General features: G+C 36.5%; 17 protein-coding genes. 7 read left to right on the top strand and 10 right to left on the bottom strand.

Features of this window, described 5'->3' with window-relative positions; genetic code table 11:
- Positions 1–92: 92 nt before the first annotated feature.
- On the bottom strand, positions 93–1,010 hold the full coding sequence (locus tag BKP35_RS01460; protein WP_071311613.1) for an SGNH/GDSL hydrolase family protein: 918 nt from the start codon (positions 1,008–1,010) through the stop codon (positions 93–95).
- Positions 1,011–1,317: 307 nt separating this feature from the next.
- On the opposite strand from BKP35_RS01460, the gene BKP35_RS01465 reads away from it, so the two are divergent.
- On the top strand, positions 1,318–1,656 hold the full coding sequence (locus tag BKP35_RS01465) for a nuclear transport factor 2 family protein (protein ID WP_071311614.1): 339 nt from the start codon (positions 1,318–1,320) through the stop codon (positions 1,654–1,656).
- A 143-nt stretch (positions 1,657–1,799) separates the two neighbouring features.
- Here BKP35_RS01465 and BKP35_RS01470 read toward each other — a convergent pair whose 3' ends face one another.
- Together BKP35_RS01470 and BKP35_RS01475 are read right to left on the bottom strand one after the other, a co-directional pair.
- Positions 1,800–3,989, bottom strand: coding sequence for a DNA topoisomerase III (locus BKP35_RS01470; protein WP_071311615.1), 2,190 nt, complete (start codon positions 3,987–3,989; stop codon positions 1,800–1,802).
- A 497-nt stretch (positions 3,990–4,486) separates the two neighbouring features.
- Positions 4,487–4,750 (bottom strand): hypothetical protein, encoded by a 264-nt coding sequence (locus tag BKP35_RS01475; RefSeq protein ID WP_071311616.1) that lies wholly within the window; start codon positions 4,748–4,750, stop codon positions 4,487–4,489.
- Between the two features lie 223 nt (positions 4,751–4,973).
- Between BKP35_RS01475 and rarD the strand changes: the two genes are divergently transcribed.
- The 3 genes from rarD to proC all read left to right on the top strand — a co-directional run bounded on the left by rarD (position 4,974) and on the right by proC (position 8,191).
- The gene (gene rarD / locus BKP35_RS01480; RefSeq protein WP_245741826.1) at positions 4,974–5,951 is read left to right on the top strand and encodes an EamA family transporter RarD; all 978 of its coding nucleotides are present in this window, start codon (positions 4,974–4,976) and stop codon (positions 5,949–5,951) included.
- A 153-nt stretch (positions 5,952–6,104) separates the two neighbouring features.
- The gene (locus BKP35_RS01485) at positions 6,105–7,322 is read left to right on the top strand and encodes a DUF2515 domain-containing protein (protein WP_084031398.1); all 1,218 of its coding nucleotides are present in this window, start codon (positions 6,105–6,107) and stop codon (positions 7,320–7,322) included.
- A 65-nt stretch (positions 7,323–7,387) separates the two neighbouring features.
- A complete protein-coding gene (gene proC / locus BKP35_RS01490) occupies positions 7,388–8,191 on the top strand; it encodes a pyrroline-5-carboxylate reductase (RefSeq protein WP_071311618.1) in 804 nt (267 codons plus the stop codon).
- A 330-nt stretch (positions 8,192–8,521) separates the two neighbouring features.
- On the opposite strand, the gene BKP35_RS01495 is transcribed toward proC, so the two are convergent.
- Complete coding sequence (locus BKP35_RS01495) at positions 8,522–9,061, bottom strand: HD domain-containing protein (RefSeq protein ID WP_071311619.1); 540 nt, start codon at positions 9,059–9,061, stop codon at positions 8,522–8,524.
- Positions 9,062–9,410: 349 nt separating this feature from the next.
- On the opposite strand from BKP35_RS01495, the gene BKP35_RS01500 reads away from it, so the two are divergent.
- Positions 9,411–10,061 carry a transcriptional regulator gene (locus BKP35_RS01500; protein WP_071311620.1) on the top strand — a complete coding sequence of 217 codons (651 nt, stop codon included), beginning with the start codon at positions 9,411–9,413 and terminating at the stop codon, positions 10,059–10,061.
- 300 nt (positions 10,062–10,361) lie between these two features.
- On the opposite strand, the gene BKP35_RS01505 is transcribed toward BKP35_RS01500, so the two are convergent.
- Positions 10,362–11,279 carry a YncE family protein gene (locus BKP35_RS01505; protein WP_071311621.1) on the bottom strand — a complete coding sequence of 306 codons (918 nt, stop codon included), beginning with the start codon at positions 11,277–11,279 and terminating at the stop codon, positions 10,362–10,364.
- A gap of 143 nt (positions 11,280–11,422) precedes the next feature.
- Here BKP35_RS01505 and BKP35_RS01510 point away from each other — a divergent pair, with 143 nt between their 5' ends.
- Both BKP35_RS01510 and BKP35_RS01515 read left to right on the top strand, forming a co-directional pair.
- Positions 11,423–13,015, top strand: coding sequence for an ABC-F family ATP-binding cassette domain-containing protein (locus BKP35_RS01510; protein ID WP_071311622.1), 1,593 nt, complete (start codon positions 11,423–11,425; stop codon positions 13,013–13,015).
- Positions 13,016–13,293: 278 nt separating this feature from the next.
- On the top strand, positions 13,294–14,850 hold the full coding sequence (locus BKP35_RS01515; RefSeq protein WP_071311623.1) for an ABC-F family ATP-binding cassette domain-containing protein: 1,557 nt from the start codon (positions 13,294–13,296) through the stop codon (positions 14,848–14,850).
- A gap of 178 nt (positions 14,851–15,028) precedes the next feature.
- Here BKP35_RS01515 and BKP35_RS01520 read toward each other — a convergent pair whose 3' ends face one another.
- The 5 genes from BKP35_RS01520 to BKP35_RS01540 all read right to left on the bottom strand — a co-directional run bounded on the left by BKP35_RS01520 (position 15,029) and on the right by BKP35_RS01540 (position 18,100).
- Positions 15,029–15,370, bottom strand: coding sequence for a hypothetical protein (locus BKP35_RS01520; RefSeq protein WP_071311624.1), 342 nt, complete (start codon positions 15,368–15,370; stop codon positions 15,029–15,031).
- 298 nt (positions 15,371–15,668) lie between these two features.
- Positions 15,669–16,463, bottom strand: a complete 795-nt coding sequence (locus BKP35_RS01525; RefSeq protein WP_071311625.1) for a S1C family serine protease — start codon at positions 16,461–16,463, stop codon at positions 15,669–15,671.
- 248 nt (positions 16,464–16,711) lie between these two features.
- Positions 16,712–16,948, bottom strand: a complete 237-nt coding sequence (locus BKP35_RS01530; protein WP_071311626.1) for a hypothetical protein — start codon at positions 16,946–16,948, stop codon at positions 16,712–16,714.
- A 141-nt stretch (positions 16,949–17,089) separates the two neighbouring features.
- Positions 17,090–17,548, bottom strand: a complete 459-nt coding sequence (locus BKP35_RS01535) for a spore coat protein (protein WP_071311627.1) — start codon at positions 17,546–17,548, stop codon at positions 17,090–17,092.
- Positions 17,549–17,788: 240 nt separating this feature from the next.
- Positions 17,789–18,100: a hypothetical protein gene (locus BKP35_RS01540; protein WP_071311628.1), complete on the bottom strand. Its 312-nt coding sequence runs from the start codon at positions 18,098–18,100 to the stop codon at positions 17,789–17,791.
- Positions 18,101–18,117 lie beyond the last annotated feature (17 nt).

The following is an 18,117-nucleotide window of genomic DNA, read 5'->3' on the forward strand; positions in this document are numbered from 1 at the left end:
CGCCACGAAGATCAATATATAGTTGCCGTCAAAACCATTTGCAAACTATATATTGCGTGATGTGGCTCGTTATTTGTAATTATGAAATTCACTCAATTATTAGAAACCCAATTTTTTAATAACCTTGTAAAAGAATATGAACTCGTTTCTTCTTCACCACCCCAGACAGTTTCAGTAATGACATTGGCGATGCGTTCATATCCTCGCTGGTTAGGGTGAATGTCTGCCCTTAAAATGTGGGTAAATAATGCTTCTCTATGCACAAATGAATCTGCTATTGGTGCTAAAACAATGTTAAAATCATCCTCCTGATAGCTGTATACAACCTCTTTTACTTCTTTCGAAAATTGAGTAGTAAGAAGGTTTAACTTTTCATACATCTCTCCATTAAAGTGTGGAAAAGGGTTGTATTGGTCGGTAATAACAACTTTTACATCGGGATTTAATTGAAAAATAATATTTAAACTTGTTTCAATATTTTTTCTGTACACTTCAATTCTTTCATCTAAAAACTGCTGTAGCTGTTTATCGTCAAGGTCACGAATATCTAAGTACGTTCTTGCACCGAAGTCATTTCCACCAATCGTTATCGTCATTAAATTTGCTTTTTTAATATCTTCCTTCATTGCTGGAAAGTCTCCAATGATTTGCCTTAAGCGAGGATCTAATAACCAAGGTTGAATATCAGATCTTCTAACCGATTTCTCTTCATCCATACTAACGAGAAGATTTTTAAGTCCCGTACTAGTTAAACCAATGACACCATAATTAGACATCGTAGCCTCAGCATTAAAGCTTAATGCCTCTTCAAATACACGATCAACAAACCCGTAAACTTTTGCATCAGAGTCCCAAAGGTGTTGCGGTTCAAAACCGACAGTAAGCGAATCACCAAGTGCTACGTAATGAAATGAGTCATTATTCGCCTCAGTTGGTACAACATGTAAAAAGCTAAAAACTAAAGTAAATATGACGACTAGTATTGATATTTTACTAGTTATAATCTTCATAAAAATGCCTCCTTGAATAATAATCAGCCTAATTTACTATTATTCTAGAAAGCCTTTAAAATTCCTGCATTTTTTTATCTGCCGAATTTTAGAGGCTAGCTCAAGAAACTCGGCCAGCAATTTTATTTTCATATAAAAACAACCATCTTCTAAAACAAGAATGATAATTATTAGCTTGGCAATATCCTGTTAAAGTAAAAATATGTATTAATCGTGTTTTTTCCTATCTAACTAACCAACAAACCAACTAGCCAACTAAAAAAAGTGTATAATACAAGCGTAGTAAAAAAAAGTTGGAGGTAACATTATGTCAGACATTTCAATACCTGCGCAAAGACAATTAGAAGCCTATAACAATCGAGATATCGATGCATTTATGGAGTGTTATTCTGAAAACTGTGTTGTTGAAGATGGTGCAGGGAACATTTTAATGGAGAATAAAGACGCAATGCGAAAGCGTTATGATCTTCTTTTTCAAGAAAGTCCAGATCTTCATTGCCGCTTAGTTTCTCGTATTGTTCTTGAAAATTATGTATTAGATGAAGAACGCGTGACTGGATCTCGTGGCTCAAGTGAAGAACGCCATGTCGTAGCCGTATATAAAATTGAAAACGGCTTAATTACTCATGTGAGGTTTTTAAATTAAAAAGAGGTTGGGCCAAAAGTGTCTGACACAACAAGTAAACTACTTTATATAGACAAAAAGGCTTTAATGTATGTCTATATGTAGGTGTGAAACGGTGTCTGACACTTGTTTTGGCCCAACCTCTTTTAATCAGATATTCTTAACTATTTCTTCAACTTCGCTAACGCCTCGGCAAACGGATTGTTAAACGGTTCGTCTTCTTGCTTATTTTGCTGCTTTATATATTTTGAAACTTCTTTTTTCGATACTTTCGTGTTTTTCTCTTTGTTTTTACGTTCTTTAAAGGTTGACAGTTTTTCGCGATGCCCGCATTTACATACGAAAATTTGCGCTTCACCTTCACCACGAAGCTCTAACTTTTTCTTGCAGTTTGGACATCTAGCGTTCGATGTTTGAGATATCGTCTTTTTATAGCCACACTCACGATCTTGACAGACGTGCATTTTTCCACGCTTTCCATTCACTTCAAGTAGTAACTTCCCACATTCAGGACATTTACTTCCTGTCAGATTATCATGTTTGAATTTTTTCTTACTGTTTTTAATTTCATTTACAACGAGTTTAGAGTAGCTTTTCATTTCATTAATAAAACTATTTTTATCTAGTTTACCTTTCGAAATTGCTTCGAGCTTTTGTTCCCAGTCCGCTGTTAAGGCTGGTGACTTTAAGTCATCAGGTGCTATGTCAAGAAGCTGCTTTCCTTTACCTGTCACAAAAATATCTTTGCCACTTTTTTCAATAAGGAACGTATTAAAAAGCTTTTCGATAATGTCGGCCCGAGTGGCTACCGTTCCTAATCCACCTGTTTTCCCAAGTGTTTTCGCAAGATCTTTATCGTTTTCTACCATATATTTTCCTGGGTTTTCCATTGCTGAAAGAAGTGTCGCTTCGTTAAACGGTGCTGGTGGCTTCGTTTCACCCGATGTTTGCCTCAACGATGTAATCGTAAGTTTGTCACCTTTCGTAATGTTTGGTAACTGTTGATCTTTTAAATCGCCGTCTTCCTCATCTTCAAAGCGATTTTCATAAACTTCTTTCCAACCAAGGGACTGAACGATTTTACCACTAGCAATAAACGTTTCTCCAACAATTTTTGCTTTCAGCTTCGTCTGCTCGTATAAAAACGGTGGCGAAAGAACAGCTAAGAAGCGCTTAACAACTAAATCATAAATCTTTCGTTCTTTATCCGAGAGTTTTGATAAGTTAACAAATTCTTCTGTTGGTAAAATGGCGTGATGATCAGACACTTTACTGTCATCGACAAATGATTTGTTTGCCTTAATTGGTACTTTCGCAATTTTCGCTGCCGCTTTTGCATAAGGTCCAATACCACAGGCTTTAACCCGTTCTTTTAGCGTATCAACAATATCTGTTGAGATAAATCGCGAATCTGTTCTCGGATACGTTAAAATTTTATGTTGTTCGTAAAGCTTTTGCATAATCGAAAGTGTTTCTTTTGCCGAATAACCAAAGGCTTTGTTTGCATCACGTTGTAGTTCTGTTAAATCATAAAGCTGTGGTGCAAAGCTTTTCTTCGCTGTTTTAGTTACTTCTGCCACTTCGGCAACTTTACTACCTTTTAGCTGCTTTAGTATCTCGTCATTTTTTTCCTTATTAAATGTTTTCAGATCCTTGGATTTTTCATCTTGCCAAGTAAGCTTTAAATTTTTATCAGTTTGCACAGCAATTCCGTAAAACGATTTCGGTTTAAACTGTTTAATCTCTTCTTCGCGTTTAGCAATAATCGCTATTGTAGGTGTTTGTACGCGCCCACAAGAAAGTTGCGCATTAAACTTTGTCGTCAACGCTCTCGTAGCGTTCATACCGACAAACCAATCCGCCTCTGAGCGAGCAACAGCAGAAGCAAATAAATTTTCATATTGTTTGCCTGGCTTTAAGTTCTTAAAGCCTTCTTTAATTGCCTTATCAGTGACAGACGAAATCCAAAGTCGTTTCACAGGTTTTTTCACATGTGCTTTTTCAATGATCCAACGCGCAACCAATTCTCCTTCACGCCCAGCATCGGTGGCGATTATCACTTCGCTCACATCTTTACGATTTAGCTGCGATTTAACCGCTTGAAATTGCTTCCCTGTTTTTTTAATAACGACTAATTTTAAATCTTTTGGAAGCATTGGCAAATCTTCTAATCGCCATGCTTTATATTTATCATCATAAGTTTCTGGGTCAGCTAGTGTCACTAAGTGACCGAGCGCCCAAGTTACAATATATTCGTTTCCTTCAAGGAAGCCGTTGCCTTTTTTCGGACAGTTTAAAACGCGCGCAATATCCCTTCCGACAGAGGGCTTCTCACATAACACTACTTTTTTCATGAAAAACATCCTTTCAAGTTAGCTACCCATTACTATACCATAACTTCATGGTCAAATCTTTTTTCACAGAAAAAAGGCAACTAATAGCATTAAGCTTCTAGTCACCTTCTTTAAGCTCTATTATTTAATGAATAATAATACATCAAAGTTATTATTCATTAAATATAGTTTTAGTACAAAAACTCCCCGTAAGGAAAAGCGCAAGGCGCCCGCCTATCGGCGAAAACCGGTGGAAGACCTTCCCGTAGCGGTCAGGTTTTAGACCGCAAGGGAAAGTCTGAAGCGGTCAAGCCGATGGCGCCTGCTCCTGCGATTACTCGTCGCAAAACTCCACTGCAGCATATTCATTGAAGCGTCTTGGAGCTAGACACCTTTCCAAGTTCAAATATTATATACTTTCTTATCTTTTTAAAAAAACACCCGCTAATGCGGGCGTTACAGTTTATAGACACAGTATTTTTTTACATCAATTCAGACTATTAGGAAAAATTCATTCGTTATTCTTGGATTGGGTCTGGTGTCATCCCTTCTTTTTTAACTTTTTTATTCGTTTTCATATTCTCCATTTCTTTACCAAGCTTTTTTACATCTTCTAAATCTGTTGCCATAGTATTTAGAGTTTTGTCTTTTTCGCGCTGCTCGTCTCCTTGCTTTTTTGAGATTGGATTTTCTAACTGTTTTTTATCCTTATAATCATCAATTTTACCCGCGCCTAATCCTTCGTTGATCATCTCATCAATTTGTTCTTTTTCCGGTTTCATAAAGAAGATCATCCTCCAATCTTTTTTTACTAAACTAAGTCGATTGCGCCATTTACTAATAAGTCGTTTACGTAACGGATAACCTTATTTTTTAGTACCTTACTAATCTGTTCCCAAGCTCGTCCTAGTGTAAACATTAAATTTAAAGACGAAAGCTAGTGTTCGAGAATTTATTCGTTTGGCTAAATTTTTCATTTACTAAAGTCCTTTATCTCGTTAAAATATGGATAGTAAATTGATAGGAATCGAGGCTAGAACGATGGGAAAGAAATTAAATGAACAAAGTATCGGGATCTTCGCGGCACTGGCTGCGTATATCTTATGGGGGGTATTTCCTCTATATTGGAAATTACTCAATCACGTACCTGCTGATGAGGTGCTTGCACATAGAATTATATGGTCACTTGTATTAATGTTTGTAATTTTACTAGCTTTAGGGAAGTTGCCATCCTTTTTCAAAGATGTAAAAATGATTTTTTCATCAAAAAAGCAACTACTTTTCATGTTACTCGCTTCGATTTTTATTAGCGTAAATTGGTTTACATATATTTGGTCAGTAGCTAACGAACAACTAGTTGAAGCAAGCTTAGGTTATTACATTAATCCACTCGTTAGCGTAGTACTAGCAGTCGTTATATTTAAAGAAAAATTGACACGCTCACAAGGCCTTGCTTTTATTCTAGCGACAATCGGAGTTGCTATCTTAGCTGTCTACACTGGTGGCACACCAATCGCCGCCCTTACGTTAGCATTTAGCTTCGCCTTTTACGGCGCGTTAAAAAAAGTCGTTAAAGTTGGTGCACTTACAAGTCTTGCCGTCGAAACGATGCTTGTAACACCGATTGCTCTCATTTACTTAACGATGATTCACGCCACCGTTAGCGATGCTTTTTACGTTCACTCTCTATCAACTTTCGCTTTATTAATTGGGGCTGGAATTGCAACAAGCGTACCACTCCTCTTATTTGCGATTGGAGCTCGACGTATCCCGCTATCGATGATCGGCTTTTTACAATATTTAGCTCCAACCATTACACTATTTATTGGGATCTTTCTTTTCAAAGAACCTTTCAGTAGCGTCCATTTACTAGCTTTTTCATTTATATGGGTGGCTCTAGCACTTTACACTTTTTCTAAATCAAAAATATATCGACGGATCCAATTAGATAAGGTCGCAAAGGAAAAACAGGCAGCTAGTTAACCTCATCAACTGGTGGATTGTGATGGATAATTGTTTCCAAAAGCATAACTCCCTTCCAAAAAATAGTCATAATATTGTATGCCTTAACAAATGAAGTGCGTTAAGAACTTTCTAGTCCCTTTTTTCATACTTTAAAAGTATGGAGGGGATGCGATGATTGATGGGATAATAAACTTCATAAAAAAAGGAATACAACTTCCGAAAGCAGGTTACGAATTTTTACTAGATGAGCGCGAAGCAAAAAAATATGAAAAAAATAGTGTTGTGCGATGGAACGAGTTGTCTTTTCAGGAAGATAGATTAATAGCGATCGATCAACAACTCCGTAATTTTAAACATGAAGCGACACCGTTGACTCAAGCAGATCGCCGTTTAGTAGGTAACATTCATAAAAAAACGAGTGAGTTAAATCGAAACAATGTTACGAGGACAAAAGCGTATCTTGACTACTACAAGAAACACCCTGAAGTTCATTGGGCATTTTTAGCACACCTCGTTTCTCGTAACGGTGGTTGGAATATGACCGACTTAAAGGGCTCTATATTAGATAGGGTCTTATCTAATGATGCCCGTGAGCATTTCTTTTCTTTTTTAGAACGAGCAAATGCACTCATTTTTCATGATGCATACCGACAGCTTCTTTTATATGAAGCTAGTAAAGAACGTAATAAAAGCTTATTTTATTTACTACCGAAATTGGGCGTTTCACGATTTATGCGACCATTTTGGAACGACTTTTTCGAAAATAAAAATAGTCAATTATTAACGGTTGCCTTAATTATTAATGAACAACACTATATTGAAAAAAGAGTCGTTCATCACCCTTCGTTTAAAGAAAAGGTGCTAAACAATATTATTTTTCAGCTTCAAGATGTGTTGCAGTTTACGTACGTTCTTTTTCCGTTTAACGTAAAAGACCGAAAAATGCACCTTACTGGTACAACTGTAAGTGATTTCACTAATGTAGAACACCGCATTGAAATCGGGAAAAAGTTATATTGTCAATTATTTGGTATCGAAAATTTATATAGTGATATCTCTAAATTTGCAATGAAAGTAAAACATACAGGCTCACGGAATGATTATTGGTCTAGTATGTTTACAAAAAGCCGTCAAGAAAAGCTTGATATGACAAGTCTTTCATGTCGCCCAAAAAAACCAATTATTTTTAGTCCAGTTTTAGAAGACGCTTGGGAAGATGTTCGTCATTCATTTACCGATGAATCTGATTGGTATCAAGTTGGCAGTGAGATTACTCCATTCTTTTCAAAAACTAAAACACCAACTTCATTTGACTTAACAATGAAATATTGTCGTGATGTTCATAAAATGGTAGTCGCAAGTAATGCAATGAAAATCATTAAAAACTAGCCACTTTCCTTTCTTTCACCGAGCTGTTTTGGTATTGTAGGTGAAGGAAAGGGCGTGGAAAACAAATGAAATCGATACATATTTTAATGATCGGCGCCGGAAGAATGGCAGAAGCGATCATTTCAGGACTAGTAGATCAAAAAAATGAGAACATTAAAATTACGGTAACAAATAAATCAGATACGCAACGCTTACAAGAAGTTGCTAATCGTCATGAAATTGCGACTGTTAATGACTGGCGTGATGCCGTTAGTGGTGCTGACGTCATTATATCTGCTGTACCACCAAGTGCTCACGAACAGTTATTGTCCGAACTTTCACCACTCATCAACAAACAGCTTTTCATTACCGTTGCAGCTGGAATTGATACTACATTTATGCAAGGTCATTTACCTGAAGGGGCCGCAGTATGCTGGATCATGCCTAACACCGCTGCACAACTACAAGCATCAATGTCGACATACGTTTGTGGGCATTACGTGACGAGTGAACAACGAGAAATCATCGAAATGATTTTAGCATCTATCGGTCATTATGAAGAACTAACGGAAGATCAAGTTCACGATTTAACGGCTATTACTGGCAGTGCTCCTGCTTTTCTTTATTCCTTTGTTGAGGCGTTGGAAGAAGCTGCTATTCAATATGGCGTTAGTAAAGACCAAGCCCGAAAACTGGTAGTGAACATGATCAGTGGATCAGCAGCTATGTTAGCAGACGGAAATTCAGCAAGCGAGTTACGTGAACAAGTAACGACTCCAGGTGGATCAACAGCTGAAGGGTTAAATGTGTTAGAAGAAGGTGACTTCAATAAACTACTAAATGAGGCCGTAAAAGCGACAAACTTACATGCGCGCGGAAGGTCTAATTAGAAGATTTGAGTGGTGAGTTTTGAATTTGTGAGTTTGCGTGATAAGTTTTAAATTTGAGTTTGTTGAACTTTGATTAAGTGTTGAGTTTGTTGAACCTAGGAGCATTATTAAAGTAGTTGGGTACTTTCTTTGTGCTTAGTGCTAGGTAATTAAGATGAAAAATAAGAAAAGATCGTTCGGCCAGTGGCTGAGCGATCTTTTCTTATTCAAACTACGTAATTATTAGGTACTTTTATCTTTTTAACATGACCATTTGCTTTGAGCTTAAGGTAAACAAATGCCTTACTCTACAAGTATTGAAATTCAATTTTTTTAAAATTTCTAACCCAATCATCGAAACACAGCTTCAAATTCGTACTTCAACTGTTCAAGTAATGGTTCGCCTTCTAGTTTATTACTGATGCTGTCTAGCACTTCACGATAGTACCATTCTTGTTTTTCTTTCCCTCTAGCGAAGCGGTTCCAAATGTCTGATCCTTGCACTTCAATTTCATATTTCATCGTCCTCAAGTTATGAATTTTATCGGCACAAACGACAACACATATGTCCTTAGATGCGTTTTTTAAAGATGCAATCGTATGCTCTTTCCTCTCTTCCCAAGGTACAGCTTTTTCTGGTTCTGTAGCGCCTGCTACTAAGGTCGCTATTTTTTCACCAAACAATTCTTCAATATCTTTATGGGTTAGTTCTGTGTCTTCAACTGTGTCGTGAAGGATACCAGCACATATAATCTCATCACTATATCCAGCATTTTGTAAAATCATGCCTACAGTAAATGGATGTGAAATATAAGGAACTGCCGAAAGCTTTCTCACTTGTCCAACGTGTGCTTTTGCCGCTACTTCAATCGCTTTTTCAATGATGTTCATAGGTTTTGCCTCCAATAAATTTACTCTTAACATTAGCAGTTCCCCAAATTAAGTTGAATTTCCTTCACGATTTGTAATTTTTTTTAATTGATGTTCAACTGCATGATTTTGACTAACTCTGTACATAGGAAGTCCTCAGAAAAAAAAGCGAAAAAACAAAATGAAATTACGTACACCTAACAAAAATTCTTCTACACTATTACTATTTTTATTGCAGAAAATTCCGCTTCTTTTTATACTATTCTTGAAAAGCTGGTTATCAAAGCAATACTGCTAGAATTTGCATTTGGTAGTGACTTTATAACTAACTATCTTATTCAAAAATTTAATAGAAAGGAAAGTGTGTACGTTGGTATATTTTAATCAAAAATTTGAAGAGTGGGTTCATGAAAATATCGCTAAGGAGAAAAACCATCGAAGGCGTGATTTACTTGAAAAAGGGATTGGCCATGGAACAATTGAATTTTTACGAAGGGTTTGGTTTCCTACTGTAGGCAACTTCGATCATTTATACCCTGAATGGGAAGTACGTGATTTCAACAATCGTTACCGCTACTTAGACTTAGCTTATATGCCAGGAAACGCTAAAGGATGTATCGAGATTCAAGGGTACGGACCCCACGCTAGAGATATTGAAGTTAGTCGATTTAAAGATTTATGTTGGCGACATTCATTATTAGCTCTGGAAGGATGGACAATTTTACCGATCGCTTTTTTATCTATCAAAGAAGAGCCTAAACAAGTTCAAAAACTTATTCTCGCTTTTATTGGAAAATTCATTTCAACTAATACTCCACCAGAGTTAACCTATCTAGAAGCTGAAGTTGTTCGCTTCACCCGCCGAAATCTACGCCCGATTACTCCTCAAGAAGTTGCTAATCATCTTAAGATTAGTAATCGCCATGCTAGACGCATATTACATCAACTCGTAGAATTAGAAATCCTATATATCGCTAGTGGCAATCAAAGAGCAAGGGCATATATGCTTAAAATCGTTTAAAGTTAGTTTGGGGTAAGTTTGCAGACAGGAGAGACCTTATTTTCAAATTTTTACTCTTTTTTCTGTTTTTGCGGACACTAGGGGCCTTATTTGCTTAAATCCCTTGCAAAAACACTGATTTTTCAAGAAATAACGGCTCTCATGTCCGCTCAATCCCAAAATCACTCGTTATTGGCAAAATAGCGTACCGTATGTCCGCTATATTTCTAGACACCTAGCTCACTAGTTTCAAACGCCAAAATTTTCCTATCATGTAGAAAAGAGCACCGTATGCCAGTGCTCCAATCTAATTATTGCCTATTATTTCTTCAAATAAGCAACCCCATCCGGATGTGTACCAACCTCAATCAAACCTTCTTCTTTTAACGTCGACATATTGATGATTGATACATCATTCGTTTTATTATTCGCAACGTATGCGTAAGATCCGTCTTCGTTAAATACGGTGCCGCCTGGCCATACACCGACACGAATACGCTTAACTTCCCAAGGGCGTACTTTATCCTTCAACTCATGTTCTGTTTCAATAATCGAAAGGTCTCCACTTTCGCGGTTCGGAATTAGGGCATACTTTCCGTCTGGGGAGAACACAATTCGAATTGGCACAGCGCCGATACGACGTTTGTAATCGATCTCTAACGTTTCCGTATTGACGACAAATAAATTGTTATCGTGCTGATTTGCCACGTATAAATGCTTCCCATTCGGGTGTACTGCGACTCCTTCAGGCCCCTTCCCTACTGGAAAATGATTAACAATTTCTTCACTATCTACATCAACAACCGTAATATTATGACTCCCGATGTTTGGCACATACACTTTCTTCCCGTCCGGAGCAAAAGAAATCATGTGTGATAATTGTTGATATGTAGGAAATACCTTTTCAATTTCATCGGTTTCAGCATTGATGATAAATACTTTTTCACTGTATGTAGAAGCCATGTAAACTTTCTTTCCATCAGGAGTTACCCCTAACCCATGCGGAAAGTTAAAATCAGGATGTTCTAGTCTTTTTTCTATTTCAAACGTTTCGTTATTAATAATATTAATTTTGTTGCCTAACGAACAAGTCACGTACGTCTTTTTACCATCAGGTGTTACTACAACTTCGTGTGGATTATAATCTGTTTCTACCGTTTTCTCCACACTATTTGTTGTTAGATTTACAAAAGAAATCGTGTCCTCATCTTTGTTTAGTACAATTAAATATTCAGTCACTTTAACAACCCCTTAAATTATTTCGCAATTCTAAATATATTTTAAATATAGCAGAATTCAATAACTTTTGTAAACTATTTTGTCCTTGAGTCACTTATCTGGTATAATTTTAAAGATATTGAAGTTTGGAGGAATATTAATAGATGATTACTGTTTCAAATGTTAGTTTACGTTACGGAGATAGAAAATTATTCGAAGATGTGAATATTAAGTTTACACCCGGCAATTGTTACGGCCTAATTGGTGCGAATGGTGCTGGTAAATCAACCTTTTTAAAGATTTTATCGGGCGAAATTGAATCACAGACAGGTGATGTTCATTTAGGACCTGGTCAACGATTAGCGGTCCTAAAACAAAACCACTATGAATATGAAGAAGTAGAAGTAATGACTGTCGTTATTATGGGACATGCTCGTCTTTACGAAGTGATGCAAGAAAAAGACGCTATTTACATGAAACCTGACTTTTCTGATGAAGACGGCATGAAAGCGGCTGAACTTGAAGGCGAATTCGCAGAAATGAACGGTTGGGAAGCAGAATCTGAAGCTGCCGTACTATTAAAAGGATTAGGAATTGGCGAAGACCTTCACAATAAAAAAATGGCTGACTTGTCAGGTTCTGAAAAAGTAAAAGTGCTTCTTGCACAAGCTTTGTTCGGTAAACCAGACGTACTTTTACTAGATGAGCCAACGAACCATTTAGACATTAAAGCGATTCAGTGGTTGGAAGAGTTTCTCATTAACTTTGAAAATACGGTTATCGTCGTATCCCATGACCGTTACTTTTTAAATAAAGTGTGTACACATATTGCTGACTTAGATTTTGGAAAAATTCAAATATACGTTGGTAACTATGATTTCTGGTACGAATCAAGCCAATTAGCTACAAGAATGGCGCAAGATGCGAACAAAAAGAAAGAAGAAAAAATTAAAGAATTACAAAACTTTATTGCGCGCTTTAGTGCAAATGCTTCAAAATCAAAACAAGCGACTTCTCGTAAAAAGCTTTTAGATAAAATTTCTCTTGATGATATTAAGCCTTCATCACGCCGTTATCCTTTTGTCGGGTTTACTCCTGACCGCGAAATCGGAAACGACTTACTTCGCGTTGAAGGGTTAACAAAAACAATCGACGGAGAAAAAGTGCTCGATAACGTTTCCTTTACGATGAACAAAGGCGATAAAATTGCCTTAGTCGGACCGAATGAATTAGCAAAAACGACTCTGTTCAAAATTTTAATGGGTGAAATGGAAGCTGATAGCGGAACATACAAATGGGGCATCACTACGTCTCAAGCTTATTTTCCGAAAGACAACTCTAAATTCTTTGAAGGTTGCGACCTTAATTTAGTCGATTGGTTACGTCAGTTTTCACCGCAAGATGATAGCGAAAGCTTCCTTCGCGGCTTCTTAGGAAGAATGCTCTTCTCTGGAGAAGAAGTATTGAAAAAAGCGAGTGTCTTATCAGGTGGCGAAAAAGTACGTTGTATGCTTTCAAAAATGATGTTAAGCGGGGCGAACGTTCTCGTTTTAGATGAGCCGACAAACCACCTTGACTTAGAATCAATTACTGCTGTAAATAACGGCTTAATTGCTTTTAAAGGTTCATTAATGTTTGCATCCCATGACCATCAATTCATTCAAACGATTGCCAATCGTATTATGGAATTCACTCCAGACGGACTCATTGACAAACAAATGACGTATGATGAATATCTAGAAACCGTTAAGAAATAACAAAGATTACAGAGGGGTTTCCAAAAGCTTAGCATTTGGTCCCCTCTTTTTATGTTTATTCTTGTAACTTATTCCCCCTATTAAAAATATACTCCCAATTTCCATTAATCTCGATTTACCCAGACATACCTGATACTCCCACATCTGAAGGAGATTGGCTTTCACGTTCGGGAAGTTCTGTAATTTACCTTTGAAAACAAGTCCTATCTCGTTTATAATCTATTAAGTGTGTTTATAAAATTACGGGGGCAACCCCTAAACAATAAAGGGTGTTAATCATGAGTGTATTAACAGTAGAAAAATTAAGTCACGGATTTGGTGATCGCGCGATTTTTAATGACGTGTCATTTCGTCTTTTAAAAGGTGAACATATCGGGCTTATCGGTGCAAACGGTGAAGGGAAATCAACGTTTATGAACATCATTACTGGAAAGCTACAGCCTGACGAAGGAAAAGTTCAATGGTCCAAAAATGTTCGGGTCGGATATCTCGATCAACATACAGTACTAGAGCGAGGTATGACGATGCGTGACGTGCTTAAAGGGGCGTTTCAATATCTATTTAATTTAGAAGCAGAAATGAATGCAATTTGTGATCAAATGGGTGATGCTAGTCCGGAAGAATTAGAGAAGCTACTTGAAGATATGGGCACGATTCAAGACATGCTTACAAACAACGACTTCTATGTGATCGATGCGAAAGTAGAAGAAATTGCACGTGGACTTGGGCTTGACGATATTGGTCTTGATAAAGATGTTCAAGACTTAAGTGGTGGACAAAGAACAAAGGTATTACTTGCTAAACTGCTTTTAGAAAAACCTGATATTCTTCTTTTAGATGAGCCAACGAACTATTTAGATGAACAGCATATTGAATGGTTAAAACGTTATCTACAAAACTATGAAAATGCGTTTATTTTAATATCCCATGATATTCCGTTTTTAAATAGTGTTATTAACCTCATTTATCATATGGAAAACCAGGAATTAAATCGCTATGTAGGTGATTACGATCATTTCATGAGTGTATACGAAATGAAGAAACAACAATTAGAAGCTGCTTATAAAAGACAACAGCAAGAAATATCGGAACTAAAGGACTTTGTTGCCCGTAACAAAGCTCGTGTCTCAACGAGAAATATGGCGATGTCGCGTCAGAAAAAACTTGACAAAATGGATGTTATTGAACTTTCCAAAGAAAAGCCCAAACCTGAGTTTCGCTTTAAACCTGCTCGTACAACAAGTAAACTTATTTTTGAAACGAATGACCTCGTGATTGGCTATGATGAGCCGTTATCAAAACCATTAAATCTTCGTATGGAACGAGGACAAAAAATTGCTTTGGTCGGAGCAAACGGGATAGGTAAAACAACTTTACTAAGAAGTATTATCGGTGAAATTAACCCTCTTTCAGGTGCGGTCGAAAAAGGCGATTACCAACACATTGGCTACTTTGAGCAAGAAGTAAAAAACAAAAACAACAATTCATGTATCGATGAAGTTTGGAACGATTTCCCGTCACTTTCTCAATATGAAGTTCGGGCTGCTCTTGCCAAATGCGGTTTAACTACGAAGCACATCGAAAGTAAAGTAAGCGTGTTGAGTGGTGGAGAAAAAGCCAAGGTTCGTCTTTGTAAACTGATTAACCGGGAAACAAATATTTTAATTCTTGATGAGCCAACCAACCATCTTGACGTTGATGCAAAAGCAGAATTAAAAGCAGCATTAAAAGATTATAAAGGCAGTATTATTCTTATTTGTCATGAACCTGAATTTTATCAAGATGTAGCTACTGATGTTTGGAACGTTGAGAGCTGGACAACAAAATTAGTGTAATGACAATTACTAAACTTCCATAAAACTAAACAGCTTTTTGTGAGCAAACTTTTTCTTACCTAATAAAAATAAAAGGGCTGTCCAAAAGTAGATTTACTTCACCTAACTCATTAACCGTCAGTTTCACGATTTAATAAGCGAATGAAGTAATTTGCACTTACTAGGACTGCTCTTTTCTTTAATTTTCAACTTCCGCTCTATCTGCAATGACCGTTAGCCCCCAACACTGCTGTTTATTTTCGTCCAAAAATTTTTGACAAGTTACTCTCCCTTTAGAATAAGGTTGATTGATCATTACCCCTTTAGCAACTAAGTAATTATATAGTTCTTCTTTTGATTTTTCTTCTAATTCTTCCATCGAAAAAAAATAAGTAATAAAAATATAATTCGATTCCTTCCACTTTTGAATTTTGATCATTCGACCGTCATCTAACATTTTTTCTTCTTGGTCAATTACCGTAGCCGTACTCATCCTAGTTTTATTCCCACTTGAAAAAAATGGAATTTTATATTTCATCATCCGCTCCCTCCTTTTCTCTTTTACCTATCACTTATGATTTAAAAATAAGTTTTATAACACATTTACTTTAATGAATTTCATAATTCATTATTTTCGTCATTAAGATCAATATAAAGTTGCACCGAAACACTCTGCAACTATATTGTTTGATGTGACTCTTTTTTGGTAATTATGAAATTCTCTCACGTGCCACCTTATAAATTATTTTTGAACAAAAGATGTTGTCAACACTTGCCGAAAAATAAAACCCTGCTAGTCGATAGCGAACATCAACTGCAGGGTTTTATTTTGGAAACATTTAATTCTCGTTCGCTCTGTCTGGCAAATGCTCTTTTACTGTTTCAATCGGTATTGCAAGACCAACCGATCTCGTATCATATTGATTCGTACGGCGTTTTGCAAAAACGACTGCAACAACTTCTCCATCCATATTTATCACAGGACTACCACTATTCCCACGGTATATTGGAGCTGAAATAATGGTCAGATCACTCGTATCAAGTATTGCACCTTCATTAGCAATTTGCGTAAATGATAGCGGATTTCCGATAACATATATCGCTTCATCCTTCGTCGCATCACTTTGACTTAACGGAAGTTTCGGTAAATTTTCTCCGTCAACCTTTAAAAAGGCAATGTCAATTTCCGGATAGCTACTAATGACTTCTCCTTCAAACAGTTCTCCTTTATAAAAGCCAACCATCAATTGGTTTTGACCTTCAATCACATGATGATTCGTTACAATTAATCCGTCATCTGAAATAGCAAACCCAGTACCCCTTGAACGTTCTCCTTGCACCGTTACGACTGCTTCTTTGTAAACTTGAATATCGGCTTGTTGTGACAGGCGGTATGATGTTTGTAAAAAACGAAGTGCATCAATACTATATGTACTTAAAAATACTCCAACTACTTGAAAAACGAGCATTACCGCTATAACAATCGAAATAATTTTTACCCAATTTTTCTTTTTCTTTTTTTCAATTTGCTCGTCTTCGTCTTCTTCATTTTTATCGGGTAAAAAGTCTTCTGGCGAAGGTTCCCAATCGGGATCTATTAGTTCTTCATCTAATTCGTCTTTATGGTCTTTCATCTTCCCCCTCCAAAAGCCTAATGTATTTAGGATAATTATAACTCATTTTCAGTTTCACGCCTAATTCTTTTATGTGATTTTCATAATAACATTGAACTATATCAATCTATATGTAGTTACGAGTGGTTTTACGCAACTACATATAGTTATTTGATGGCGAAATTATAGAATTATGATATTCATTAAGTTGTAAAAACAATAGACGTAAAAAGAGGCTGATCAAATCAGCCCCTCGGAACTCCTTTTAGTTATCCGATTGGATTGCGAAAGTCCATGTCTCCTACTGCTTCTTTGACAGGTTCCATCATATTATTCATATTCATATCACGACCCCTCATCATTGTAACAGCAGCAGCCCCAAGACCTAATCCAACGATAGATAACATTAAACTGCGGTTATTGTTACGACGTTGCCTTAACCCGACCATGCCTAAAAGTTGTTGCATTCTTCGACCTGTACGGAATGAAGTAAATAACCAGTTCATTATGGAGCCCCCATTTTAGTTTATTTGTAAATGGAAAAAAAGCCATTCCACCTACAAATATTAGAGTTCTCAAAACTTTAATTTTCATGTCTGGTTATCAATGGTATGAGCCATTACTCCTATAAAAAAAGAGTCTAATTTTTATAAGATGTCTAACTTAACAATCAACGCTAATAATAACTGTAGTAACACTTGAATATTTACAGCTACTTGAGTATCCGTTGTTGCTACATCTACATTTCTAGAGTTTTCAATCACTGTCTTTTGATAAGTGACTTGTTTTACTTTTGCTGTTTGCAATAAATCTTGTGTGATCTTTTCTGCTCTAGAACTATCCGCAATCGATATCGAAATAATTATCGCAATGATCGCTTGTAATGATGCTTGCAACGATAAAGCTGCTTTCGTATCTGTCGTCGTGACGGTTACATCACAAGAGTCTTTAATAAAAATATATTCTTCAGAAAGTTGCAATGTTTTATTTACTTGTTCTGCTCCTTGCGTATCATCATTTTTCGGTGGGCAGAAAGGATGTGGCCTTCCATCTAACGCTGACCAATTTGATTGATTATCACTTGAACGAAATACTTCTTGGTTCATGATTTTTTCCTCCTTTTATAATTCGGTACACTTTACTATATGTCAGCTATTTGCCATACGAATGGACATTACCCCTCCTACATACGTACATTTTTGATCGGCTTATTTTATTATACAAACCCCTAATGACGATACACCTCCTTCTTTTATGTGAAAATCGAGCAATTTTCTGACCAACTAACCACCTAGCCAACAAACCAACTATTAAAAAAAAGCCCCTAAAATCGAGGCTCAACCAGGTTACTTATTAAAAAATGTTTTTACGGATTTAAGGTCATTTGCACTTGTAAATACTGATTTGTTTTTAACTACCCTTTCAGTCTCCTCAACCTCTTCCGAGAGGTTTCCCTCTGGAAAATCAAGTTCCGTTTTAGCAACTTGACTATTTTCTAAAAAATTCTCAACGTCGTTTTTTATATGCTGAACAATATCAGCAATTTTTTCTTTTTCTTCCTCAGAAAGATCAGGTTTGTTCTCAAGCACCCCGTGTTTTCTTAACACTTTATCGACAACTAGTTCCATTACCTTTTGTTGATTTTCTAATTCACTCATGTTAAAACTCCCCTTCA

This window comes from Anaerobacillus arseniciselenatis, assembly GCF_001865995.1.
GTDB lineage: Bacteria > Bacillota > Bacilli > Bacillales > Anaerobacillaceae > Anaerobacillus > Anaerobacillus arseniciselenatis.